The organism is Bacillus toyonensis BCT-7112, from assembly GCF_000496285.1.
In the GTDB taxonomy this organism is placed as follows: Bacteria; Bacillota; Bacilli; order Bacillales; family Bacillaceae_G; genus Bacillus_A; species Bacillus_A toyonensis.
The window spans coordinates 1,305,953-1,330,966 of record NC_022781.1; the positions used below are offsets into that span (position 1 = coordinate 1,305,953).

The 25,014-nt window shown below is 35.8% G+C and carries 30 protein-coding genes and 1 pseudogene; 9 read left to right on the forward strand and 22 right to left on the reverse strand.

Features of this window, described 5'->3' with window-relative positions; genetic code table 11:
* Window positions 1–11: 11 nt before the first annotated feature.
* The 9 genes and pseudogenes from spoVAC to dacF all read right to left on the reverse strand — a co-directional run bounded on the left by spoVAC (window position 12) and on the right by dacF (window position 6,312).
* Complete coding sequence (gene spoVAC / locus BTOYO_RS06620) at window positions 12–470, reverse strand: stage V sporulation protein AC (RefSeq protein ID WP_000184907.1); 459 nt, start codon at window positions 468–470, stop codon at window positions 12–14.
* Window positions 471–484: 14 nt separating this feature from the next.
* Window positions 485–901 carry a stage V sporulation protein SpoVAB gene (gene spoVAB / locus BTOYO_RS06625; RefSeq protein WP_000568664.1) on the reverse strand — a complete coding sequence of 139 codons (417 nt, stop codon included), beginning with the start codon at window positions 899–901 and terminating at the stop codon, window positions 485–487.
* On the reverse strand, window positions 894–1,490 hold the full coding sequence (locus tag BTOYO_RS06630) for a stage V sporulation protein AA (RefSeq protein ID WP_002044763.1): 597 nt from the start codon (window positions 1,488–1,490) through the stop codon (window positions 894–896). The genes spoVAB and BTOYO_RS06630 overlap by 8 nt, the downstream gene beginning before the upstream one ends.
* 139 nt (window positions 1,491–1,629) lie before the next feature.
* Window positions 1,630–1,728: a methionine/alanine import family NSS transporter small subunit gene (locus BTOYO_RS06635; protein WP_000016826.1), complete on the reverse strand. Its 99-nt coding sequence runs from the start codon at window positions 1,726–1,728 to the stop codon at window positions 1,630–1,632.
* Window positions 1,728–3,254 carry a sodium-dependent transporter gene (locus BTOYO_RS06640; RefSeq protein ID WP_000450074.1) on the reverse strand — a complete coding sequence of 509 codons (1,527 nt, stop codon included), beginning with the start codon at window positions 3,252–3,254 and terminating at the stop codon, window positions 1,728–1,730. Before BTOYO_RS06640 ends, BTOYO_RS06635 begins: the two co-directional genes overlap by 1 nt.
* A 135-nt stretch (window positions 3,255–3,389) precedes the next feature.
* Window positions 3,390–4,148 (reverse strand): RNA polymerase sporulation sigma factor SigF, encoded by a 759-nt coding sequence (gene sigF, locus BTOYO_RS06645; protein WP_000350732.1) that lies wholly within the window; start codon window positions 4,146–4,148, stop codon window positions 3,390–3,392.
* A gap of 12 nt (window positions 4,149–4,160) precedes the next feature.
* The gene (gene spoIIAB, locus BTOYO_RS06650) at window positions 4,161–4,601 is read right to left on the reverse strand and encodes an anti-sigma F factor (RefSeq protein ID WP_001243394.1); all 441 of its coding nucleotides are present in this window, start codon (window positions 4,599–4,601) and stop codon (window positions 4,161–4,163) included.
* The gene (spoIIAA, locus tag BTOYO_RS06655) at window positions 4,602–4,952 is read right to left on the reverse strand and encodes an anti-sigma F factor antagonist (protein ID WP_000059133.1); all 351 of its coding nucleotides are present in this window, start codon (window positions 4,950–4,952) and stop codon (window positions 4,602–4,604) included. It lies immediately after the preceding gene.
* Window positions 4,953–5,122: 170 nt separating this feature from the next.
* Window positions 5,123–6,312, reverse strand: a pseudogene (gene dacF, locus BTOYO_RS06660) (serine-type D-Ala-D-Ala carboxypeptidase DacF).
* A 166-nt stretch (window positions 6,313–6,478) separates the two neighbouring features.
* Between dacF and BTOYO_RS06665 the strand changes: the two are divergent.
* Genes BTOYO_RS06665 through BTOYO_RS06680 form a run of 4 tightly spaced genes read left to right on the forward strand, consistent with a single transcriptional unit; the run spans window position 6,479 to window position 9,873 of the window.
* The gene (locus tag BTOYO_RS06665) at window positions 6,479–6,898 is read left to right on the forward strand and encodes a GntR family transcriptional regulator (RefSeq protein ID WP_000548026.1); all 420 of its coding nucleotides are present in this window, start codon (window positions 6,479–6,481) and stop codon (window positions 6,896–6,898) included.
* Window positions 6,864–7,745 (forward strand): ABC transporter ATP-binding protein, encoded by an 882-nt coding sequence (locus BTOYO_RS06670; RefSeq protein ID WP_000922133.1) that lies wholly within the window; start codon window positions 6,864–6,866, stop codon window positions 7,743–7,745. The genes BTOYO_RS06665 and BTOYO_RS06670 overlap by 35 nt, the downstream gene beginning before the upstream one ends.
* A complete protein-coding gene (locus BTOYO_RS06675; protein WP_000468554.1) occupies window positions 7,735–8,796 on the forward strand; it encodes an ABC transporter permease in 1,062 nt (353 codons plus the stop codon). The genes BTOYO_RS06670 and BTOYO_RS06675 overlap by 11 nt, the downstream gene beginning before the upstream one ends.
* 12 nt (window positions 8,797–8,808) lie before the next feature.
* Window positions 8,809–9,873 (forward strand): ABC transporter permease subunit, encoded by a 1,065-nt coding sequence (locus BTOYO_RS06680; protein ID WP_000486531.1) that lies wholly within the window; start codon window positions 8,809–8,811, stop codon window positions 9,871–9,873.
* A 24-nt stretch (window positions 9,874–9,897) separates the two neighbouring features.
* On the opposite strand, the gene BTOYO_RS06685 is transcribed toward BTOYO_RS06680, so the two are convergent.
* Together BTOYO_RS06685 and BTOYO_RS06690 are read right to left on the reverse strand one after the other, a co-directional pair.
* Entirely contained in the window at window positions 9,898–10,443 is a 546-nt protein-coding gene (locus BTOYO_RS06685; RefSeq protein WP_000821091.1) for a hypothetical protein, read from the reverse strand.
* A gap of 102 nt (window positions 10,444–10,545) precedes the next feature.
* A complete protein-coding gene (locus BTOYO_RS06690; protein ID WP_001003306.1) occupies window positions 10,546–10,965 on the reverse strand; it encodes a MarR family winged helix-turn-helix transcriptional regulator in 420 nt (139 codons plus the stop codon).
* A 159-nt stretch (window positions 10,966–11,124) separates the two neighbouring features.
* Between BTOYO_RS06690 and BTOYO_RS06695 the strand changes: the two genes are divergently transcribed.
* The gene (locus tag BTOYO_RS06695; RefSeq protein ID WP_001161464.1) at window positions 11,125–11,796 is read left to right on the forward strand and encodes an SIMPL domain-containing protein; all 672 of its coding nucleotides are present in this window, start codon (window positions 11,125–11,127) and stop codon (window positions 11,794–11,796) included.
* Window positions 11,797–11,930: 134 nt separating this feature from the next.
* The gene (locus tag BTOYO_RS06700; RefSeq protein WP_000676245.1) at window positions 11,931–13,220 is read left to right on the forward strand and encodes an NCS2 family permease; all 1,290 of its coding nucleotides are present in this window, start codon (window positions 11,931–11,933) and stop codon (window positions 13,218–13,220) included.
* 36 nt (window positions 13,221–13,256) lie between these two features.
* Here the strand turns inward: BTOYO_RS06700 and corA are convergent, their stop codons facing one another.
* The 9 genes from corA to spoIIM all read right to left on the reverse strand — a co-directional run bounded on the left by corA (window position 13,257) and on the right by spoIIM (window position 21,587).
* Complete coding sequence (gene corA / locus BTOYO_RS06705) at window positions 13,257–14,219, reverse strand: magnesium/cobalt transporter CorA (protein WP_002039517.1); 963 nt, start codon at window positions 14,217–14,219, stop codon at window positions 13,257–13,259.
* Between the two features lie 209 nt (window positions 14,220–14,428).
* Window positions 14,429–15,733: a pyrimidine-nucleoside phosphorylase gene (locus tag BTOYO_RS06710; RefSeq protein WP_001243091.1), complete on the reverse strand. Its 1,305-nt coding sequence runs from the start codon at window positions 15,731–15,733 to the stop codon at window positions 14,429–14,431.
* A gap of 7 nt (window positions 15,734–15,740) precedes the next feature.
* Window positions 15,741–16,562, reverse strand: coding sequence for a purine-nucleoside phosphorylase (locus BTOYO_RS06715; protein ID WP_001078444.1), 822 nt, complete (start codon window positions 16,560–16,562; stop codon window positions 15,741–15,743).
* A 12-nt stretch (window positions 16,563–16,574) separates the two neighbouring features.
* Window positions 16,575–17,759 carry a phosphopentomutase gene (deoB, locus tag BTOYO_RS06720; protein WP_001046072.1) on the reverse strand — a complete coding sequence of 395 codons (1,185 nt, stop codon included), beginning with the start codon at window positions 17,757–17,759 and terminating at the stop codon, window positions 16,575–16,577.
* Window positions 17,760–18,123: 364 nt separating this feature from the next.
* On the reverse strand, window positions 18,124–18,852 hold the full coding sequence (locus BTOYO_RS06725) for a FixH family protein (protein ID WP_016109062.1): 729 nt from the start codon (window positions 18,850–18,852) through the stop codon (window positions 18,124–18,126).
* Window positions 18,853–19,146: 294 nt separating this feature from the next.
* Entirely contained in the window at window positions 19,147–20,037 is an 891-nt protein-coding gene (xerD, locus tag BTOYO_RS06730) for a site-specific tyrosine recombinase XerD (protein ID WP_000390076.1), read from the reverse strand.
* A 6-nt stretch (window positions 20,038–20,043) separates the two neighbouring features.
* Complete coding sequence (locus tag BTOYO_RS06735) at window positions 20,044–20,274, reverse strand: YqzK family protein (RefSeq protein WP_001250432.1); 231 nt, start codon at window positions 20,272–20,274, stop codon at window positions 20,044–20,046.
* A 103-nt stretch (window positions 20,275–20,377) separates the two neighbouring features.
* Window positions 20,378–20,833, reverse strand: coding sequence for a ferric iron uptake transcriptional regulator (fur, locus tag BTOYO_RS06740; protein WP_000392657.1), 456 nt, complete (start codon window positions 20,831–20,833; stop codon window positions 20,378–20,380).
* A gap of 106 nt (window positions 20,834–20,939) precedes the next feature.
* Window positions 20,940–21,587 carry a stage II sporulation protein M gene (gene spoIIM / locus BTOYO_RS06745; RefSeq protein WP_000269108.1) on the reverse strand — a complete coding sequence of 216 codons (648 nt, stop codon included), beginning with the start codon at window positions 21,585–21,587 and terminating at the stop codon, window positions 20,940–20,942.
* 126 nt (window positions 21,588–21,713) lie between these two features.
* Between spoIIM and BTOYO_RS06750 the strand changes: the two genes are divergently transcribed.
* The gene (locus BTOYO_RS06750; RefSeq protein WP_000803486.1) at window positions 21,714–22,265 is read left to right on the forward strand and encodes a GNAT family N-acetyltransferase; all 552 of its coding nucleotides are present in this window, start codon (window positions 21,714–21,716) and stop codon (window positions 22,263–22,265) included.
* A 25-nt stretch (window positions 22,266–22,290) separates the two neighbouring features.
* On the opposite strand, the gene BTOYO_RS06755 is transcribed toward BTOYO_RS06750, so the two are convergent.
* Window positions 22,291–22,830 (reverse strand): NUDIX domain-containing protein, encoded by a 540-nt coding sequence (locus BTOYO_RS06755; RefSeq protein ID WP_000067046.1) that lies wholly within the window; start codon window positions 22,828–22,830, stop codon window positions 22,291–22,293.
* 74 nt (window positions 22,831–22,904) lie between these two features.
* Between BTOYO_RS06755 and mciZ the strand changes: the two genes are divergently transcribed.
* Together mciZ and BTOYO_RS06765 are read left to right on the forward strand one after the other, a co-directional pair.
* Window positions 22,905–23,033, forward strand: coding sequence for a Z-ring formation inhibitor MciZ (gene mciZ / locus BTOYO_RS06760; protein ID WP_000870289.1), 129 nt, complete (start codon window positions 22,905–22,907; stop codon window positions 23,031–23,033).
* 53 nt (window positions 23,034–23,086) lie between these two features.
* A complete protein-coding gene (locus tag BTOYO_RS06765; RefSeq protein WP_000747221.1) occupies window positions 23,087–24,001 on the forward strand; it encodes an aldo/keto reductase in 915 nt (304 codons plus the stop codon).
* 65 nt (window positions 24,002–24,066) lie between these two features.
* Here the strand turns inward: BTOYO_RS06765 and BTOYO_RS06770 are convergent, their stop codons facing one another.
* On the reverse strand, window positions 24,067–24,894 hold the full coding sequence (locus BTOYO_RS06770; protein WP_000547982.1) for an aldo/keto reductase: 828 nt from the start codon (window positions 24,892–24,894) through the stop codon (window positions 24,067–24,069).
* Window positions 24,895–25,014: the final 120 nt, after the last annotated feature.

Genomic DNA, 25,014 nt, shown 5'->3' on the forward strand with positions numbered 1-25,014 from the left:
TCGCCCCTCCTTTAAGACATAAAAATTTTAAAAGTATATCTTATTAATCCGATAATATATGCTCCAACAACGCCAAACACGATAACACTTCCTGCAAGCTTAAACATGTTTGTAGCAATCCCTAGAACAATCCCCTCACTCTTATGTTCTAGCGCAGCGCTCGCCATAGAATTTGCAAATCCTGTAACTGGTACTGCCGATCCTGCTCCAGCAAATTGACCGATTTTATCATATACACCACATCCTGTTAAAATCGCCGACAATAAAACAAGAGTTGCAACTGTCGGATTTCCTGCCTCTTGTTCACTAAAGTGAAAATAATGTATATAAAATTTCATCAATATTTCTCCGACTGTACAAATGAGCCCACCTACAAGAAATGCCTTCACACAATTTAGTAAATAGTTTGGCTTTGGATGGTACTCCTTCACTTTATTTATGTAATCATCTTTCAGTTTTCGGTTTGTCATTTATATATTGCCTCCTACTTTACGAAATAAATCCAGTGAAACAATGAGCCTATTACTTTGCCAAGTACAAGAGCAACGAGTAAAACAACAATTTTCCCCTCTACCCCGACTCGTTTCGCTAAAATAGGTAAAACATTTAATACTTCCGTTAATGCCGCAGCAAGCATTCCAATGAATGTACCACAAAATAAACCTAATATTACAAGCCAATATTGCGATGTTTGAAATGTAATGTTTTTCAAACTACACCAAGCCCCAGTTAAAGTTCCCGCAATGACAGCCCACTCAAAATATTGAATATGCTTTCCACTTCTCGTTAATTGAGCTAAACGAGGGATTATACCAAGTACAGCCAAAAAGGCAACATATCCGCTACCTACTGCAATCCCGCCAGCTAAACCAATTAATATAACAAACCCACATTCAATCATCGGCAAGCTGTTTCGTGTTATCCTTGTTTTCATTAACAATTACATATTGATCAAGCGACTGTTGATATTGAAACATCTCAACTTCTAACGGACTCGGCTCTTCATTAATTCGCTTTTGAAATACATGATTAAAAAATAAAACCATACCTAATCCAAGACCTACTGAATAGGGAACTTGAAATAATAGTGGTTGCTCCTTAAACTCTCCAGTAATCATGTAATATAACCGCTGGTGTACTTGTTGCATACTTACATCCTCATGGAAATAAATGATCGCAAGGGCCGCCCCAATGAACAACAACAACCATACAAGCCCAAAGAAAATTGGGGGCACTTTCTTTTTTTCATATATAATTTCAACAAGAGTTTGTCCAGAACCTAGTAAATTAATTTGTACATGAGATGCTTTTTGTTGAATAATTTCAATTACTTTCATAACATCAATTACAACATGCGTCTTATCATGTGCTGTTACGTTGTAAACTATTTCATTTTGTAAAGACTCAACTACAAAAGAATCTCCTGCAAGTTGAGCGACATCACTCAGCTTTATTTCATACGCAGGAGAAATTTTTAAACGATTGCGCATTTTAATATAAATCGTTCCTTCCAATTTTCATTCACCCCTTCACTCTTCCTCGTAGTTGTAGTATGGTTATTGAATTTTTTTCTAATACAATTTTTTCATAAAAAAACATCTGTACCGTTTCGGTACAGATGTTTTTAGCTTATGCCTTTTTCTTAAATAAATTTGCGATACTTAATGCAAGTCCTCCCCAAATGACTACGATACCAATAACCATCATCATGATCGCTGATCCACTCATCATGAAACACCTCGATCTTTCCATTCTTTTTCAAGCTGGGCAGAATCTGAATGTATTTGTGCATTCCATTTTTTCAAACCAATGACTAGTGCGACTAGAAGGAATGCTGCCGCTATCGACCAACCATATGTTACAACAAATTCCGTCGGATAATCTCCGTAGTTCTTTTTAATATTTTGGATTACACCATCAATTAACATATACCCTAATATGAGTGGAGTAATAACGAGTAAACTAACTCTCCAAAACGTTCCTAATTTTATATCAGATACAAAGTTAGCATGATTTTGGTAAATAGGTAGACGGCGCAAGATAAGACCTATCGTAACCACTTCAGCTAGTGCAATTGTAATTAATCCAAAATTATTAGCGAAATAATCAACAACATCTAGAAACATAAGCCCACCACGTGTTGCAAAAACAAGAGAAACTAACACGAGAAGTGTTCCCATAATTCCAATCGTCTTTTGACGACTCAAACTAAATTTTTCAGATACAGCCGCAAAGCATACTTCCGCAAGTGAAATGAGTGATGTAATTCCAGCAACAGTTAACGATAAGAAAAATAATACTCCAAATAACGGTGACATCGGTAATTCATTAATAATTTGTGGGAATACTACAAACGCAAGCCCTACGCCAGCACTCGCAACTTTATCAACTGGTACCCCCATGTTATTTGCCATAAATCCAAGAGCAGCAAAAACTCCAATTCCAGCTAATAATTCAAATCCTGAATTTGCAAACCCTGTAATAAAAGCATTATTTGTTGTATCTGAGTTTTTCGGTAAATAACTAGAATACGTAATCATAATTCCGAATGCTAGAGATAAACTAAAGAAAATTTGTCCATAAGCAGCAAGCCATACTTTCCCATCAAAAATACGACTCCAGTCTGGTTTAAAGAATGCATCTAACCCTTGCATCGCACCTTCCATCGTCACTGCACGAACAACGATAATTAAAAACATAACAACTAATAAAGGAATAAAAATGCGGTTAACAACTTCGATTCCTTTTTTAACGCCTTTGAATGCAACGCCAAGCACAATAATCCAAACGAGAGCTAACGGAATTAATACTTCTGGCACAAGCCCCCCAAATTGCCCTGGTTTATCTGCAACATGTAAATATTCTTTAAATAAAAATGATTGCGTGTCTTTCCCCCACGCTCCAGTAATTGCAAAATACGTATACGAAATAGACCAAGCGATAATTACTGCATAATATGTTGAAACGATAAACGTTACACACATTTGCCACCATCCAATAAATTCAGCACGTGGATGAATACGGAAGAATGTAAGTGGTGCAGAACCACGATGACGATGCCCAAGAGCGAATTCGAATGCTAGCAATGAAATACCAGTCGTTAATAATGCAAATAAGTACGGTAAAAAGAATGCACCTCCTCCATTTTCATACGCTGTATAAGGAAAACGCCATATGTTTCCTAATCCAACGGCTGAGCCGACCGCTGCGAAAATAAATCCAGCCCTCGTTCCCCATTGTTGCCTCGTTTCCATGTTTCCTTCCCCCTTTATGACAAGTTCATACTTGGATTATATTTTAAATTAACTAAATTATCAATAAATTCTGTTAATTTTTGCGAAAATTAACAACTCCCTCCTATTAAAGTCATAAAAAAATCGAATAGACAGTTATTCATCTATTCGATCTTTCATCTGTTTTAATATTTTCTTTTCAAGTCTTGAAACTTGTACTTGCGAAATACCTATGCGCTCTGCTACTTCTGATTGGGTTTGATCTTTATAATAGCGCAAATATACAATAAGACGTTCTCGTTCATCTAATTCTCTAATTGCTTCTTTTAAAGCTATTTTATCAAACCATTTCGTTTCAGATTGATCTGCAATTTGATCTAAAATAGTAATAGGGTCTCCATCATTTTCATACACGGTTTCATGTATCGATGAAGGAGGACGACTCGCTTCTTGCGCCAGAACAACTTCTTCAGGCGTTAGTTCTAGCGCCTCTGCTACTTCATTAATCGTTGGAGCCCTTCCGAATTCTTTCGAAAGCTCGTCTCTCATCTTTCGAATTTTGTTGCCTGTTTCTTTTAAAGATCTACTTACTTTCACTGATCCATCGTCACGTAAAAATCGTTGAATTTCTCCAATAATCATTGGAACTGCATATGTTGAAAATTTCACGTCGAAAGATAAATCAAATTTATCTACCGATTTTAAGAGCCCAATACATCCAATTTGAAATAGATCGTCTGGTTCGTATCCTCGATTCAAAAAACGCTGTACAACCGACCATACTAGACGCATATTACTTTGAACAATCGTATCTCTTGCTTGTTGATCTCCACCTTGACTTTTTTGAATTAACGCTTTTAGCTCGTGGTCCTTTAACTGAGGTTTCTTCTTCTCATTTTTGACCTCTATGTCCATAGGCTATTCTCCTTAATTGCATAGAGCGTTACTATTTGATAAGTATTTTGTCAAATGGATTGTTGTCCCGAAAGATTCGTTTGAAATAACTTCTACTTCATCCATAAAATTTTCCATGATAGTAAATCCCATTCCGGAACGCTCTAATTCAGGTTTAGTTGTAAAAAGGGGTTGTCTTGCCTCATCTAAATTAAAAATGCCAATCCCTTCATCTCGAATCGTGAGTTTCACCATTGCCTCTTCCAAAATTACAGAAATATAAACAGTACCTTCTGCATTTCCTTCGTATCCATGAATAATTGCATTTGTAACCGCTTCTGACACAACAGTTTTAATCTCCGTTAGCTCATCCATCGTTGGATCTAGTTGCGCAATGAATGCTGCCACTGTAACGCGAGCGAATGATTCATTTTGACTTAATGCTGAAAATTGAAGGTTCATTTCATTTCTCATTTATGCCACCCCCAACGTCGCGAGCGCGTGCGCTTCACTTTCTTCTAAGCGAACAATTTTGAATAAGCCCGACATTTCAAATAAACGCTTAACAGGCGGTGAAATTGCACAAACAACCATTTCTCCACCTAATCCCTTTACATGCTTATATCGGCCTAATATCACACCTAAACCAGAACTATCCATAAACGATAAGTTCTCTAGGCTCAAAACAATGTGATGAACACCATGTGTCTCAATCATATCTGTCACTTTCGTTCGCAACTCTTCAGCAGTATGATGATCTAATTCACCCGCTAGTCTCACACATAGGACGTCACGTTTTACTTCTAATTGCATGGAAAGACTCACACGATTTCCTCCTTATGCTCAAACTTTACTCATTTACATACATAAAGATTTTCGTGATACAACATAAGAATCCTTCCTACTGACAAAAGAAGAACTATTTCGCCATAAAGTGAAACCATTCAACAATTATTTACTTACATACGAATAGAAAAGCGGCAAAATGTTTGCCGCTATTTTGATGTTGAAAACATCCCAAAACTTCTTTTAAATAACTCCCACCAGCTTGCTGCAGCAACATCTTCTTTTGCTACGATTGTTTGTTTTAATAAAACCTCTTTATCTTTTTTAATAACAAGCGTGCCAAGTGCATCACCTTTTTTAATCGGTGCTTTCACTTTCTTTTCAGCAATTACTTCTTGCTTTACTTTGTCCATATTTTCGCCCTTCTTCATAAGAAGAGACACATTATCTGATGCAACTAAATCTACTTTTTCTTTTTACCTTTTCCTACTTGTACAGTCTTAATTTTTTCACCGCGCGTATACATTTTCTTCGTCATATATTGACCAAATGCATAATCAAGAAGCTTCGTCACTTGATTGTTCCGTTCTTTAGATGTAGGTGCTCCCATAACAACTGAAATAACACGCATGCCATTTTTTTCAGCCGATGCTGTTAAGCAATATTTTGCTTCTGTTGTAAAGCCCGTTTTTACACCATCTACTCCAGGATAAAAACGCACTAACTTATTCGTATTGACGAGCCAAAACTTCTTATCCGTATCTTCTCGTAAGTAATCTTCGTATTTACCTGTGTATTTGCGAATAAGTGGATACTTCATCAATTCTCTCGCCATTATAGCCATATCATTTGCTGTAGAATAATGATCTTTAGCCGGGAGACCTGTCGGGTTTTGAAAATGTGTATTTTTCAACCCTAAATCTTTCGCTTTTTTGTTCATCATATTTACAAATCCTTCTTCTGAACCAGCGATATGCTCTGCTACTGCAACAGATGCATCATTTCCAGATGCAATGGCAATACCTTTTAGCATTTCATTTACGGTCATCTCTTCCCCAGGTTCTAAAAAGATTTGTGATCCACCCATTGAAGCTGCATGTTCACTTGCTCTAACTTTATCGTTTAGTTTTAGTTTTCCTTTTTCAACTTGTTCCATAATTAATAGCATTGTCATAATCTTTGTCATACTAGCAGGTGGTAACTTTTCATTCGGATTTTTATCAAATAAAACTTTACCTGTATCTTGCTCAATTACGATTGCTGACGATGCTTGCTCCGCTAACTTCGGCGCGGTTTCTTCTGTTTTCTCCTGCTTCGTTTTCTCAGATTGTGCAAAACTAACTGAAGTACCAGAAAGCAATAACATGAAACAAACAAGTATTCCAAAAACTCGCTTCATGACTAACCCTCCATTCTATATCAGACCTATTTTTTCCAATTTATTATTTTTTAATACCATATTCTTCTATTTTTTTCAGTTGACAAACACATTCATACCCTATATTGTATTAAGTGTATTACGCATAGTAGTACACTTAATACATATGAGGAAGGAGACATTGCTCTTGCATATTCAACTTGATCCAAGAAGCAACACTCCGATATGGGAACAAATTGTTCAAAATATAAAAGAACTCGTATTAAAAAACATGTTAGCTCCAAGTGATAAACTTCCTTCTGTACGCGAGCTCGCTTCATTACTTGTTATAAATCCAAATACAGTGAGTAAAGCGTATCAAGAATTAGAGCGACAAGGGATTATTGAAACGTTACGAGGAAAAGGAACATTTGTATCTCAATCGATTACCCCAACATTAGACGAAAGGAAAATCGCTATGGTTGAAAAGCAATTTCATCAATTATTACTAGAAGCCTCTTATCTTGGGATTACGAAAGATAAAATTCATGATTGGATAGATTCATACTATAAAGAGATTGGAGGAAATATGGATGCTGAAAGTGACAAGTTTGAAGAAAACAATTGATAATCAAACGATTTTAGACGATGTTTCTTTCACATTACAAAAAGGTAGTATCGTCGGATTACTCGGAAGAAACGGTGCGGGGAAAACAACTTTATTACGAACGATGATCGGCATTTTAGACCCAGATGAAGGCACGGTTACATATGAAGATACAGATATTCATATGCATCCTGAAATGAAACAAAAGGTCGTATATGTCCCAGATTCTACTAACATACTGAACGGATATACAGTAAAAAAAATCGTGAAATTTTATAAAGCAGTTTATACAGCATTTGATGAATCATATTTCTACGAACTGCTTGAACTTTTTAACTTACCAAACAAGCGGATTCGTAGTTACTCAAAAGGAATGAAAGCGCTGCTTGCGATCATTTTAGCCGTTGCTACAAAAGCAGAGTATATCATTTTAGATGAACCGACAAATGGGCTCGATCCTATCGTTAAAAGACAGATTTTGCAGTTTCTCGTTGGAGAAGTTGCAGAAAAAGAGATTACCATTTTCATCTCAACTCATCATTTAGATGAAGTGGAACAAATTGCAGATACAATCATTATGTTAAAAGGCCATACCGTGGCATCTATTACTTCACTTGATGATGCAAAATCACGATTTGCAAAAATACAAGTAGCTTATGAACGGTCATTACCTCAAAAACTAGAAAACTTAAGCAATATTAAAATATTAAATCAAACAGGAAAAGTATTTACGATTTTAATCGAAGGAAATGTTGCTACAACGCTTGAAAAGTTTTATAAAGAGCAACCAATACTTATTGAAGAGTTAACAATGTCACTTGAAGATGTCTTCGTTACGATACTTGAGGAGGATGGGTATGTTTCATAAGGCACTATGGATGTGGAATTGGAAACGCGGGAAATATGCTGTATTACTCTTTTTCTTGAGTACACTTTATCTTTTATCTTTCGGATACTATAAAGCAGCTCAGCAGCAACTTGCTAATTATTATGAACTCTCAGAAAAGGGGACTTTCTATTACTATTATGCTTTTTTGTCAAATACAGGTAATAGTTTTTGGCTAACTATTCTTATTATTTGTTTAGCTTGTCTATTAATAGGTTGGGAACGTAGCAACCAATCTATTACCCTACTTATGGAAATGCCATTTACAAGAAAAGATATTTTCTTCTCTAAATGGGCTTTCGGTTCACTATGGATTATAGGGTCTCTCCTTGTAAACTGGATCCTTATGTACATTATTTATAGAACAACCATTCATTTTGAGTATCAAACATTCAGTCCATTTCATCGATACTTTCTTTATGCAATTGTTTCTTATGTTGCAGTCTATACAGCTGCATTATGTATCGGTACTTTTACTGGGAGCATTGTTTCACAAATCGCTTTTTGTATTCCATGGCTACTAATGGGACTTACATTTACTCCATTATTGTACAATTTTACAATAAACCATTTACAGGCTACAGATACTACAAATACCAACTTGTATCACCAGCTTGATGAAATCAATCGAAAAACAAATATAGTTGCACCAATATATAATTTCGCGATCTATTACCAATATAATCCTGAATCGCGCAAAAAAGAAAATGACCCAACTACTTTAAGAGATCCAGCATCTTATACGTATTATTCGGCTAAATCAGTGTTAGTCCCTATTTTGTATACAATATTTTACTTACTACTTGGCTCATTTTTATATACACGATCGCCTAATGAAAACACTCAAAAGATATTTATTTTCCAAAAACATTTACGAATATGGATATGGGGAACAACCATTTACTTTGCATTACTAGGTGGCTATAAAATAAATCAATTTAGTTTCTTATTTAACTACTATATCGGTTTGTTTCTCGCTGGAATCATTACTTATATTGTATTATCACGCCTAACAAATTATAAAGTTTTTTAAAGGAGAGATCCTATGTTTCAAAAAGCACTATGGCTAAGAACGTATCAACAAAGTAAATATGTTTTATGGCTCTTTTGGTTCGTTAGCTTATACAATTTGTCATACAAATACTATTTGGCATCGATTGAACAACAATACCTTCTAAAGATGCAAAAAGAAGGGGAATATGTATATCATTACAATTTTGGTTTATTACTTATGGACCCTGTCATCTTTCAAGGTGGTGCACTTATCATTCTAGCCTGTACGTTAATAGGTTGGGAAAGGCAAAATAACTCCATCGATTTTCTTTGGTCTATGCCTTTTAAACGTTCACACCTTTTTATGACAAAATGGTTGTTTGGTATTTGTAACATTGTAGCAGCTGTTAGTATAAACTGGGGACTATTTGCTATTATGAAAAAGTTAACTTTTCATAATAAATATCAAGTATTTTCCCCATTCCATTCTTATTTTATATACATGTTAATTGTATTAATTGCTATTTATACACTTGCCTTATGTATAGGGACAATAACTGGGAATCTTATCTCGCAAGGACTTCTCACTGCAGCTATATTCATATTCCCATTATTACTTCCAACACTTATCTCAGGAGTCATCGCTGTCCACTCAAATATTGACTTTCATGAGAACAATGGCAATATGCATCGGGTTATGGAAAACATGCGGATTTCTGGTCCGGCAGAAAATTTTACTATTCGCTTTGATTACGATCCACAAAGTTCTTATATTGATGATAATGGAGTGCGTCATAACGAACCCAACTTTACAAAAATCCCTTCAGCAAAATTATTGATTGCACCTATTATATATATCATTATTTTGTTACCACTCAGTTTATATTTATATGTTCGTTCAGTCAACGAGCGAAATGGAAGTTTCTTACTATATCCGAAGTTTCAAAACATAGTTATGAGCCTTGCTATTTTCTTTATAGGAATAGTTGGTGGTTTAGTCTTGGGGAGAGACAAATCATTACTGAATTTTTACATTGGATTTTTCGTGACGAGCATAATTACCTACTTCCTTCTACCTAAAATATTAAAATGGAAAGTCTCTTGGAATTTCAAATAAAATAACCTCCTCTTCTTGAGGAGGTTATTTCACATTCTCTCTTCTTTTCCCATACTCTTTTTCTTGCTTCGTTCCAAATCCGTCACCATTTGCTACGATTTGATCTGTTGGAGCAACTATACTTTCAGCAATTCTCCATTCTCCCCCTTGTTGAATAAACACTTGCATAAAATAATTCATTCCATTTAACTGATACGGATTTTCTTTTTTCACTTCATAACGAGCTGCAACATAATACACTTGAACATTTTCAGCCTCAAACTTAGCAATATATTGTGATAATCTCGGGATGTACTGTGATGCTTTCTGAAGTGGAAGTTGTTTTACTTTTACAAGAGAAGACTTTGTCACATTGCTTATCGTATCTTCATGCCGCATGTTATCACTATGATGAAATAAAATGGCATTCTGCATAGAACGAATCCATAGTTTTGAATATAAAACAGGTTGCTTATTTGAAATATGTTGTAATTCTTTTTGAACGACATGAATTGGCGTTGCGGCATCCACGAACTTATTAAAGCAGAACATACTTCCAATCATAATGAAAAGCGTAAAAATACGTTTCATAATTTTTCACTCCGATTCTTTTTAATTAAAGTATTGGAGTTTCAAAATATTTTTATTCAAAAGAAAAAGGATAGGAAAGCTTTCGCTTCCTATCCTCATTTATTATAATACGCGGCCAAATAATTCTAATACCATTTCTATTTCTTGGTCGCTCCAACCTTTAAATCTCTCTTTATAGTATTCCTTACGCACAGCTTCAAGTTTTTCAGTTACTTCTCTTCCGTGTTCTGTAATTTCTAAGTACACGATACGACGGTCTGAATTTGAACGCTTTCTTTCTACAAACCCTTTTCGTACGAGACGATCTGTAACAGCTGTAATATGACTGGAGGTTACGTTTACTTCACTCGCAATTTGCGAAGCCATCTGTGGACTGTTTAAAAATAACGCACGTAATACAGAAAATTCATTATATGGCATATGTTCTGCAAAGCGTGTATTAATATCATTTTGTAATAAACGTATCATCTTTCGAAATGATGCGGATAAATCTAAAATCAGTGTTTCTCTTTTTTCGTTCACTAGCCTCGTCCCTTTTTTATCATATTTACACATATTATAATCTATAAATACCTATGTTGTATATGCTTTCTTTCCTCAACATTCTCATTTATGTAACTTTTTTCATATAAATTTCTTTTTTGTTCACACATATACATATAAAAAGGATGGTGATGGAAAATGCAGGGTGGAATGAATCCTTATTTACACAACGTACGCACAGCTAATACTGGTAAAGAAGCGACTATTACTGTACAAGGTGAAGGTGTTGTCAAAGCGAAACCAAATGTTGTTCTATTAACACTTGGCATTCGAACTGATAGTAAAAATGTGAAACAAGCGCAAGAAGAAAATGCAGTACAATCAAAACAATTGCTGGATGCACTTAAACAGCTTGGTATTGCTGATAAAGATATAGAAACGATTTCTTATACGATCACTCCTCAATACGAGTATGTAAATGATAAAGCGTTACTACAAGGATATCGTGTGGAACATTTGTATGAAATTACCGTTTTAAATGTACAAAAAGCAGGGGAAGTATATGATATAGCCGTTTCAAATGGAGCAAACGTAGCAAAAGGTTTACGTTTTCGAATATCTCATCCAAATAAATATTATGAGCAAGCTCTTATTCAGGCTCTGCATCAAGCGGTAGAAAAAGCTCGTGCTATTGCGAGTACATACAATTTAAATATTAATCCTGTCCCCCTCTCACTCGTTGAAGAATCTGCTCAATTACCACGGGAGATTGCTTCCTATGCTACTTTGCATGCACAAACAGCTCCACCTATTCAATCGGGAGAATTAGAAATCATTTCAACTATACGGGCTATTTTTACGTATTTATAAATAATTTCGTTTATAAGTAAACGTTATCATTTTCGTTGTTGTAAAAACATGATGTTCTGATATAATAAAGGACGGTGAGCTCTTACAAAAGAGATATCACGGGTGGGAGAGGGATATGAAAAAGAAGGTTTAACATGAAAGGAATACTTGAAAGAACATTTAAATTAGGCTTACACGAAACATCACCAAAACAAGAAGTTTTAGCTGGAGTTACGTCATTTTTCACAATCGTATATATTATGATTGTAAATGCGTCAATCTTATCGGATGCCGGCATTCCACTTGAAGCTGGAATTTTAGCAACTGTTTTCAGTTCATTTGTCGGATGTCTGCTCATGGCATTTTGGGCAAATGCACCTGCTATTCTTGTCCCAGGTATGGGTGTAAATGCATTCTTCACGTACACAGCTGTGCATACGCTCGGTTTAACTTGGCAAGAAGCATTAGCAGCTGTCTTTATCTCTGGTATTATTTTTGCAATTGCTGCGTTTACACCAATTGCTCGCGTGCTTTCAGTATCGATTCCAAAGTCATTAAAGGAAGCTATTACTGTCGGTATCGGATTGTTTTTAGCATTTATCGGATTGCAAAAAGGTGGTTTAGTCGTTTCGAATCCAAATACTGCTGTTGCAATGGGGAAATTAAGTAATCCTGTCGTTCTTGCGACATTGCTTACTCTTATCGTTGCACTTGTATTATTTATTCGTAACGTACGTGGAAACTTTTTATGGACGATTGCAATAGGAACTGGTATTGCATGGCTATTTGGTCTTGTTGATACGAGTCAAATGGGAAATAGTTCATTCTCATTCGCTAATTACGGCGATGTGTTTGGAGCTATGTCATTTGGGAAACTTTCTTCCTTACCGTTTTGGATTGCAACATTCTCCTTAAGCATGGTGCTTATTTTTGAGAACATGGGACTTCTGCACGGTTTATTAGAAGATGACCGCAAATTCCCACGTGCTTACCAAGCCAATGCGATTTCAGCAATGACATGTGGTCTATTTGGCACAAGTCCTACCGTTTCAACAGTAGAGAGTGCCGCAGGTATTACAGCAGGCGGAAAGACAGGTCTGACGTCTATCGTTACTGGGATGTTATTCTTTGCATCACTGTTCGCTCTTCCGTTTGTCAAATTAATTCCTGATAGTGCCATTGCACCAATCTTAATTATTATTGGCGGTCTGATGATTACAAGCATTCAACAAATTCCTCTGAACGACTTTTCAGAAGGATTTCCAGCGTTTTTAATTATCGTTATGATCCCGCTCACATATAGTATCGCTGATGGCATTGCGTTCGGATTTATTGCTTACCCTATCTTAAAAGTTGCACTTGGAAAGCGTAAAGAAGTCGCACCATCTATGTATATCGTTACATGCCTATTCTTAGCCATGTTTGTATTACATGCTATTGGTTAAATAAAAAAACACCGAGGTGAATACCTCGGTGTTTTTTTATTTAAACCATCCTTTTTTATAAAACCAGGCCATCATTCCGCCACCAATTAACGCCATTAACAACAAACAAATAAAATAACTATACTTCCCACCAAGCTCTGGCATATGTGAAAAGTTCATTCCATATACTCCTGCAATAAATGTTAGTGGCATGAAAATAGTAGAGAAAACAGTTAATGTTTTCATAATGTTATTCATATGATGTGAGTTTAATGAAAAGTAGCTATCCCGAATATCTGCCGTCAACTCTCGGCTCGCTTCAATCATTTCAGTTAATTTAAGCAAATGGTCATGTATATCTTTAAAGTAAATCTCATGATCACTTATGCCGTAAAAACGAGTTGAATTTAAAATACGATACAATAAATCACGCATCGGAATAATTGTCCGCCTTAGCTTAGATAAATCCGCACGTATATCAAATACCTCTTCTAACACGCTTCCTGCTGTCTCACCCGTTAAATTATCATCAATCGCATTTAAATGGTCTTCAATGTAATAAACAGGTGCGAAATAGTCATCTACAATTTGGTCAATAATTGTATGTGCCACATGCAAAGGACCTTTCTTAATACGTTTTTTTTCGCCAAGTGTTTTCCATACTCTTTCGATTGCATTGTTATGAGAAAAATGGAAAGAAACAATATAACGATCACTAATAAATAAATCGATTTCATGCGGTTCTAATCCATCCTCACCAAATCCATGGAGAACTAAAAAATTATATCCATCATAAAAATCAACCTTTGGCCTCTGTACATATTCTATACAGTCTTCAATTGCAAGGGGATGGAACTTAAAATGGTCTTGCAAAATATATGTATACTCTTCTTTCGTTGGCTTATATAAATCTAGCCAATACCATACAATATGGTCTTTCGTTGTTTCTTCTAGCGAAACGTCATATAATACTTCATCTGTTTTTGTTACTGCACATATTCTAATCATAATTTCACCCATTATTATTATAAACAAAAAATAGTAAAAAAAGCCAAGGAGAAATCTCCTCAGCCTTTTTTTATCCCATATTAACGTACAGTAAGACCCCTACCTCAACATTCAGCGAAAGCAAAGAAGTTAGGTCTGGGATCAACTGCTCATAAACGCCCGGTTAGTGAAGGGTAATAATCAGTGGGGATAAAGCCCACGCTGATTAAAGTTTCACTTTATTACTTCGTTACAATTCCGTGTACTAAAGTTGGTGCATCTACGTGTTCTTTAGAGATTTTCATGTTCTCATAAATTTTCGCTTTTACATCTTCAACATTTTCACGGTTTGCGTAAATCGTAACAAGGGAGTCACCTTTTTTCACGCTATCCCCTACTTTTTTACGAAGCATTAAGCCAACTGCTAAATCAATTTCAGATTCTTTCGTTGCACGTCCTGCTCCTAAAAGCATTGCTGCTGTTCCGATTTCATCTGCAACGATTTCCGATACATAACCGTCTTCTTTCGCTTCTACTTCAATTTTAAATTGTGCTTGTGGCAATTTAGAAGGATCATCAACAACAGATGCATCTCCGCCTTGTGCTGATAAAAACGTTTTAAAAGATTCTAACGCTTTACCGTTGTTCATCACTTCAATTAACTTTTCACGCGCATCTTCTAAAGATGAAGCTTGCCCAGCAAGGTATACCATTTGACTTCCAAGTGTTAAACATAACTCTTCTAAATCTTTCGGTCCCTTACCTTGTAATGTATCAATTGCTTCTTGTACTTCTAATGCGTTACCAATAGCCTCACCAAGTGGTTGACTCATATCAGAAATAACAGCCATCGTATTACGGCCAACGTTATTACCGATACGTACCATTGCTTCTGCTAAACGTTTTGCATCTTCATCTGTTTTCATAAATGCACCTGCTCCAGTTTTCACATCAAGAACAATTGCATCTGCACCAGCAGCAATTTTTTTACTCATAATCGAGCTTGCAATAAGCGGAATTGAGTTTACTGTTGCTGTTACATCACGAAGTGCATACAATTTTTTATCAGCAGGTGTTAAGTTTCCACTTTGACCGATAACAGCAATTTTATTTTCATTTACAAGACGCATGAATTCATCATTTTCAATTTCCACATGGAATCCTGGAACTGCTTCTAATTTATCAATTGTGCCACCAGTATGTCCTAAACCACGCCCAGACATTTTCGCAACTGGTACACCTAAAGCAGCTACTAATGGACCTAATACAAGTGTCGTTGTATCACCAACTCCACCTGTTGAATGCTTATCTACTTTTACCCCTTCAATGGCTGATAAGTCAATTGTATCACCGCTATTTACCATTGCCATCGTTAAATCTGCACGTTCTTGATCATTCATATCTTGGAAGAAAATTGCCATTGCAAGTGAACTTACTTGATAATCAGGAATATCACCATTTGTATATCCTTCAACAATAAAGTTAATTTCTTCTGTCGTTAATGCTTGTCCATCACGTTTTTTTGCAATTAGGTCCACCATTCTCATTGTGAGGTCACCCCTTCATTTGTTTTACGATAGCTTTTACTAATGCTAAGAAGTTTGCTTTGACACGTTCTGTCGTTTCAATTACTTCATCATGGTGAAGTGGCTGATCTAAAATACCAGCTGCCATGTTTGAAATACAAGAAATACCTAGTACTTTCATACCAGCATGACGAGCTACAATTACTTCAGGTACTGTTGACATACCAACTGCATCTCCACCAAGTGTACGAAGCATACGAATTTCAGCAGGTGTTTCATATACAGGACCTGTCATTCCAACGTATACACCTTCTTGTACTTTAATGTTTAAGTCTGCTGCAACTTGTTTCGCCATTTCGCGAAGTTCTGTCGTATATGATGTAGACATATCAGGGAAACGTACACCCATTTCAGAATCATTTGGTCCGATTAATGGATTCGTACCCATGAAGTTAATGTGATCTGAAATTAACATAAGGTCACCTGGCTCGAACGATGTATTTACACCACCAGCCGCGTTCGTTACAACAACAGTTTCTACACCTAACTCTTTCATAACACGAACTGGGAATGTTACTTTTTGCATGTCATATCCTTCGTAGAAATGGAAACGTCCTTGCATTGCTACTACTGTTACACCTTGAAGTGTACCGAATACTAATTGACCTGCATGTCCTTCTACAGTTGATACTGGGAATTCAGGAATTTCGCTGTAAGGCACTGTTACCGCATTTTCGATTTCATCTGCTAATACGCCTAGTCCAGATCCAAGGATTAGTCCTACTTGTGGTGTTTCTTGAAATTTCTCTTTTAAGTATGAAGCTGATTTTGTAATAAGTTCACGATTCATTTGTTTATCCCCCTATTTCTTTAGCTCGTTTAAGAAGCTTGTTCCGTATTCTGGCATTTTCACACCGAAGTTTTCTGCTACAGTTGCACCAATATCAGCAAATGTTTGACGAAGTGGTAATTCTTGTCCGCCTTCTTTCATGCTTGGGCTATATGCTAATAACGGTACATATTCACGTGTATGATCAGTACCAGGATGTACTGGATCATTACCATGGTCTGCTGTAATTAATAATAAATCATCTTCTTTTAGTTTTTCGAATACTTCTGGAAGACGTGCATCATATTCTTGCAGTGCTTCTCCATATCCTTGTGGATCACGGCGGTGACCAAATAATGCATCAAAGTCAACTAAGTTTAAGAAGCTAAGACCTGTAAAGTCCATGTTTAATGTATCTACAAGCTTATCCATTCCATCCATATTAGACTTCGTACGAAGTGATTCCGTTACCCCTTCACCATCATAAATATCAGAGATTTTACCGATAGCAATAACATCATAATCGCTATCTTTTAATTCATTCATTACTGTGCGACCAAATGGCTTTAATGCATAGTCATGACGATTTGGTGTACGTGTGAATTTCCCTGGTTCTCCAACGAATGGACGAGCGATAACACGACCTACCATGTACTTCTCATCTAGTGTTAATTCACGTGCAATTTTGCAAATTTCATATAACTCATCAAGTGGTACTACTTCTTCGTGTGCTGCAATTTGTAGTACGCTATCTGCAGAAGTGTAAACAATTAAAGAGCCTGTTTCCATTTGCTCTTGACCAAGTTCATCAAGAATCTCAGTTCCAGAAGCTGGCTTATTACCGATAATTTTACGGCCTGTTTTTTCTTCTAATTCATCAAGTAATTCTTTCGGGAATCCTTCAGGGAACACTTGGAATGGTGTATCAATGTAAAGGCCCATGATTTCCCAGTGTCCTGTCATTGTATCTTTACCAGTAGATTTTTCTTGCATCTTTGTGTAATATCCAAGTGGTTTCTCTACTTTAGAAATACCTTTCATTTCACGAATGTTACCAAGACCTAATTTCACCATGTTTGGCATTTGTAATCCATTCATATGTTCAGCAATGTGACCAATTGTGTCAGAACCTAGATCACCAAATTGTTCAGCATCTGGTGCTTCACCGATTCCTACAGAGTCCATTACGACTAGGAATATACGTTTATATTTATTCATAACTGCGACCTCCTATAAGTTCAGTTCTACTTCTTGTAGTATGTTCAAAACGCTATAAAGTGAAACTGTTATTCATAAGAATTCTCTTTCCTTCTCATTGTCAAACAGTACTTCTTTAAATCATTCTCTAACCTATTTCGTTTTACTTGAAACGACTCAAAAACATTTCTAGTTTTTTCTAAGTCAGATGTCAGACATCTGATATTGATATCATAACATGTTTACGCTTTCTTTTTAATACATTTTCGTAGAATTTCTTATTTTATTCACACTTCTATTGTAATCCATTCGGCGAAGAAGTGCTAATTATTTTATGATTTATTTCTTCATATAAAAATAAAAAGTAGCTCTAAAGAGCTACTTTTTATTTTACTTCTACTGTTTCTTCTTTATGTTCATGCAGTTCGCCTTTTCTTACATGTACTTTCACTTTGTAAGCACCGTTTTCTTTGAAAGTATGTTTACTTTCATACTCTCCTTTATTCCCTTCTTTTGCTGGAATAAATTCGTGCTTTTCAACGCCATCTTTCCAAATCTCAAGTTGCACTTCAGCACCAGTTAACGCTTCTTCTTTTTGCTTTAAATGAACTTTCATCGTTGATTCAGCATTTGCTTTTATGTCACCAGCCATAAGATGAATCATTGTGTCACTTTTATGATCACCATGTGCCTCTTCTTTTTTCGCATCTTCTACTTTTGCGTTTCCTACAGCGACTTTTACTTCTGGCATTACATGCATTTCACGTGCATTTGTATGAGCGATAATATGATATACGCCATCCGTTTCGAATGTTTTCTCTACTGCATAAACACCTTTTCCTTTATGCTTACCATTTAACATCTCGTGTTTTTCGTCACCAGTTTTCCAAATTTCAAACTTTACGTCATCAGCATCTGTTACTTTTTCTTTTCCTTGTGTAACAAGTGCTTGTACTTCTGTTTTTTCACCTGGTTTAATTTCTTTCGGATTTGTTTGGACTGCTACTTTTACAGCTTCAAGTTTCTGTTCTTTTTTCGGTTCTTCTTTGTTTGTATTACAGCCAGCCAACGCTAGCATCGCGATAAATAAAGTTATAATCAGTTTTTTCATCATCATTTCCTCCTTTATACTTTATCCCGCATTAACGGGCAGTAAGACTCCCACCTCAAAATTCCGCTGAAGCAAAGAAGTTAGGTGGTAGATCAACTGCCCGTAAAAGCCCGATTGGTTCAACTAATAATCAGTGGGAATGAACAAAAACCCCACTGATTAAAGTTTCACTTTATTTAGTATAGAGGAAATACATTGTAATATTCCAGTCTTCTGCTGAAAACAATATACGAAATGTTTGTGAAGTTTCTGTGAAACGGCTTACTCTTCTTAATCTATGAAAAAAGAGCATAGTAACTATGCTCTCGGATGAAACTGTTTATATACATCTTTTAATCTAGCTTTTGAAACGTGCGTATAAATTTGCGTCGTTGAAATATCTGCATGTCCAAGCATTTCTTGTACAGCACGTAAATCTGCCCCATTTTCTAATAAATGCGTAGCAAAAGAATGACGTAACGTATGAGGTGTAAGTTCTTTTTCAATATTCGCTTCTTTCGCTAATCGTTTTAATATTTTCCAAAAACCTTGCCTTGATAATCGATTACCGTGATGGTTTAAAAATAGTGCATCTACTACTTTTTTACCCATCAATTCTCTTCTTCCTTTTTCAATGTACTTTTGAATCGCTTCTGTCGCTAAACTTCCTAATGGAATAATTCTTTCTTTATTCCCTTTCCCAATGCAGCGAACAAATCCCATCGTTAAATGTACATCTTCTAAATTTAAAGCAATTAATTCTGAAACACGAAGTCCTGTTGCATACAATAACTCTAGCATTGCCTTATCACGAATCCCAAAAGCACTTGTCATTTTTGGTGTCTGCAGTAACGCCTCTACTTCATCGATTGATAATACTTTTGGTAACTTTCGTTCTCCTTGCGGCGTTTCGATATGTACTGATGGGTCGTGCTCTACCGCTCTTTCACGAAGTAAAAATTGGTGAAATGAACGAATTGATGCAATATGACGTGCTAATGTTTTCGAAGATTTTCCGTTTTCTTTTAAATACTGCAAAAAGTTAACAATATGCAAACGTGTCACTTCATGAAAGGTTTTCATCTGTTCTACATTTTGCAAATACTTTACATAGCTTTTTAAATCACGTTCATAAGATACTACTGTATTTTTCGCTAATCCCTTTTCGACAATCATATAATGAATAAAATCTTTTAATTGATCTTCCAATCTACACTACTCCCCATTTTCATAGAAAAACATCATTCTATTTACGAAAGCATCCTTTGCCGGTTCTTCATTCCCTGATACTTTTTCTACAGTCTCTTCTTTTGGCTTTTCATAACGATGATAGCTTTCGTATTCTTCATTTATCCATAGTATAGCGAAATAAAACAAAATCGTACAACTTGTAAATAATAAAAATACTTTTATTCCATCAAAAGTTAATTTTAAAGCTCGGCGCATTGTAAATTCCTCCAAAATATAAGTTATTACAACATATGCCAAGCTTTCACCAATTTATACCTTATTCAAATAAAAAACCTCTTCCTAGATAAATAGGAAAAGGTTATTTTTCATCCGTTTCATTTTCTTGACAGTTTTTACAAATCCCATGGAATGTTAAACGATGATCTTTCACCTTAAAGCTCCAATCTCGTTCTACTTTCCTTTCCACTTCACCAAGTAAATCTTCTTGTATTTCTTGTACAGCACCACATTGTGTACAAATCAAATGATGGTGGAAACGCTGCGCACCTTCTTGGCGTAAGTCATAGCGTGAAACACCGTCTCCGAAGTTAATCTTATCGACAACTTTTAACTCAGATAATAACTCTAAAGTTCGATAGACGGTTGCTAATCCGATCTCTGGCGACTTTTCTTTTACAAGGAGGTAAACATCTTCTGCGCTTAAATGATCTTCTTCATTTTCTAGCAGCACACGAACTGTTGCTTCACGTTGCGGTGTTAATTTATAGCTCGCTGCATGTAATTGCTTCTTAATTCGTTCAATTCTTTCTTCCATTCGGTACTACTCCCTCCTCGCCACTCTTACACCATTATATCAGAAGAAGGGCTTCTGTCAAAAGAAAAACAATAAAAACAAATTGATAATTATTCTCAAAAAATATTTATTTTTTGTTAATAGCCTCAACAACTTCTTTCATTAAAACTGGTGATGCATATGCTTCAACGCTAGAAGCAAGAGCTAACACCACTCCGATCACTAGAAAGAAGCATGTATAACGAATTAATAATGGTAATAGTGGCTCGGTTATTTTCCTAATAAACTGATGCCTAATCATACGTAAGGAAAAGCTTGCAGCAATTGTTGTCATAACGAGAAAGACTGGAATGATAATTAAATTTTGCGGCAATACAGATACAAATGCTAATAATAATCCATTCCATCCGTGCTGACTTACTAAAAAACCTACTGTAAATCCAACAACTACTCCTTTTACAAATAATAAAATAAAAATGAGGGGCAACCCAATAATTGAAATCCCTAAAATCCAAATAAAGCCGATATATTTTAATTGCGAAAAGTAACTTTCTCGAAACATTTCGCCTGCAATAGCAAATTCTCCTTTAGAAACTTGTCCAAAAAAACGTTGTAAATAAAATGATAAATCTTGCTTTTGATTCATTTGTAAACTATTCACAAGAATAGCTCCAAATATTACTCCCATCAATAATAAAACAGCATTAAATATATATAATGAAGAGTTTTCCTGTATGTGAGACATTACGCGGTTTTGCCAAGTTTTTCGCCACATTTTTCTTCCCTCCGTTCACACTCTTACTAAAAATGTATGAAAGAAAGAAAAAAAGTATGACGAATTAACATTGAAATTCCGCTCTACTTTGCTAAACTAAAAAGTAGAGAATAGGAGGGATTTCTCTTGAAACCATTATTATTAGATTTTCCAACATTATTTCAAACTGAACGCTTACAAGTTCGCAAGCCGTTTCCAGGTGATGGTGCAGAAGTATATGAAGCAATCCAAGCTTCTCTAGAAGACTTAGTACCATGGATGCCAATTGACGCTGAAACAGAAGAGAGTGCTGAAGAAATCGTTCGTAACGCTCACGGGCAGTTTTTACTTCGTGAAACACTTGATTTTCACTTATACGATAAAGTATCCGGTACATTCATCGGAGCTATTACGCTCAAGCCTGAAAACTGGGATATTCCAAAGTTTTCACTTCATTTTTGGCTCCATAGTGCTTATACAAAACAAGGCTATATGACTGAAGCTGTTAAAGGTGCCATTCAATTTGCCTTTGATAAGCTAGGTGCTAGAAGGATTGAAATTCGTACTGATGCAACAAATGCCAATGCATGTAACTTAGCAGAACGTTTAGAATTTATTCTAGAAGGTACAATGGAAAATGATTTCCTTGCGCCAGATGGTAGCTTACGTGATGCACGTGTATATGCAAAAATCAATTAAAAAACACTCGCCTTTGGCGAGTGTTTTATTTTTGTAATTGTAAATATTGCACAGCGAACATCGTCTTCGCATCATGGATACGAAGGTCTTTCATAAGATCAATCGCTTCTTCTAATGATACTTCCATTAATTCCACAAACTCATCTTCATCTAAAGCTGCTTTATTTTCTTTTTTTGTCAAACCTGTCGCTTTATATACATATAAAATTTCATCTGCAAATCCTGGAGATGTATAGAAAGAAGTAATGAGCTCCATATTTTCACATACATATCCTGTTTCTTCTTCTAATTCACGAACTGCTGTCACCTCTGGCTTTTCCCCAGGTTCTAATTTCCCAGCAGGAATTTCAATAATCGCCTTCTCAAGCGCTTTACGGTACTGCTCAACAAGCACAATTTTCCCCTCATCAGTAATAGCAATAATAGCAACTGCACCAGGGTGATTTACGATTTCACGTTTACTCATTTCTCCATTTGGTAATACTACATCATCAACACGAACTTTTATAACTCTACCATCAAAAATCGGCTCAGTTTTTACCGTTCTCTCTGCAAGATTACTCATACTATTTCATCTCCCTGTTCTATTTCCTATTCTTTCTTCATACATTTTACCACATTGAAAGGAGCGTGATAGAAATGAAAGTTTATATTTTACCAAATCGCATCACGTTAGTCGGCAAAGCATGGCAAATTCGCCATAAACTAAAACAATATGGCAAAGAGTATACAACCGTACAAGAGTGGATTACAGCGAATAAAAAGTAAACGTTTGTCAACCTCTTTTCCCTTTCGTACAATAAAGGAAAGGAGGTTGACTTATGAAAAAACGTCAATTAGGAAACTCAGATTTATTTGTGACAGAAATGGGACTTGGCTGTATGTCTCTCGGCACATCTGAAACAGAAGCTATGCGCATTATCGATGAAGCAATCGATTTAGGAATCAATTTTTTTGACACAGCGGATTTATATGATTATGGATTAAACGAAGAATTTGTTGGAAAAGCATTGAAGGGAAAACGAGACCAAATTGTTCTTACAACAAAGGTTGGAAATCGATGGACAGAAGAAAAAAACGGCTGGGCTTGGGACCCTTCTAAAGCCTACATAAAAGCCGAAGTAAAAGAAAGTTTACGTAGACTTCAAACTGATTATATTGACCTTTATCAACTTCATGGCGGAACGCTGGAAGATCCGATAGATGAAACTATTGAAGCTTTTGAAGAATTGAAAAAAGAAGGTATTATTCGCCATTACGGTATTTCTTCTATACGTCCAAATGTCATCCGTGAGTATGCAAAACGCTCAAATATCGTTAGTGTACTAATGGAATATAGCCTTTTAAATCGTCGTCCAGAAGAATGGTTCTCACTTCTTAATGAACACCAAATTAGTGTCATTGCCCGCGGACCACTTGCGAAAGGGATTTTAACTGACAACAATGCAAGAAAGATAGAAAGAGTAAAAGAAAAGGACTATCTCTCTTATTCTTACGATGAATTAAACACTACACTCGGGAGTGTAAAAGAAGTTATCGGAGAAAAATCTTTAACAGGAACAGCTATTCACTATTGCTTACATAACGAAACTGTTGCAGCTGTTATACCTGGTGCAAGCTCTATTCAACAATTACAGATAAATGTACACGCTTGCCAACAGTTACCTGTAACAAAAGAAGAATATATACAACTTCAAAAAATCGTTAAGCATGATTCATATGCCTTGCACCGTTAAAATATCGATTTACTGATAAAAACAGATGACTGCCCCCAACATTAAACATTAGGAGGCAGTCTTTTTTATAACGTATCATATTTGTCCGGATTCGTTCCTACATGTAAATTGCGATTTAACGTATTAATTTGATTCATCTCTTCTTCAGTTAATGAGAAATCAAAGATAGTAAAATTCGCCTGAATACGAGATGGTGTCACAGATTTAGGAATCGTTACTATCCCACTTTGAATATCCCATCGTAATATAACTTGTGCGGGTGTTTTTTCATATTTGTTAGCAATCCCCTGAATAATTGGGTGCTCGAATACTTCGCCGCCCCTCATTAACGGACTCCACGCTTCCATTTGAATTTGCTCGCCTTCACAGAAATTACGCAATTCAAATTGTGTTAACATGGGGTGAAGTTCCACTTGGTTTACCATAGGCTTCACTTTACAATTTGGTAATAACAGTTCTAAATGATGTTTATGAAAATTAGAAACACCAATCGCGCGTACTTTACCTTCTTCATACAATTTTTCTAAAGCTCGGTACGTTTCAATATACTTCCCTCTAATTGGCCAGTGGATTAAATATAAATCTACATAGTCCATCTGTAATTTCTTTAAGCTGTTTTCAAATGCTTCGAGTGTCTCCTCGTATCCTTGATCGTCGTTCCAAACTTTTGTTGTAATAAATATGTCTTCTCTCGGAATTCCTGATTCACGAACTGCCTCACCGACACCGCTTTCATTTTCATATACAGCTGCTGTATCAATCGAACGGTATCCAACTTCTAACGCTGTTTTTACTGCTTGCTTTACTTCGTCGCCTTCTTTCGCTTTATAGACGCCTAGACCAATCATCGGCATTTTCACGCCATTATGAAGTGTAGTTGTTGGAATATGCACAGTCGTTCTCCCTTTCATTGTTACATTTTATAAACCACTACTTTATTTCAACAAGATTCATCCAAAAAGTCAAAATATACGTATAGTTGACATAATAATTTTATACACTAAAAATACGAA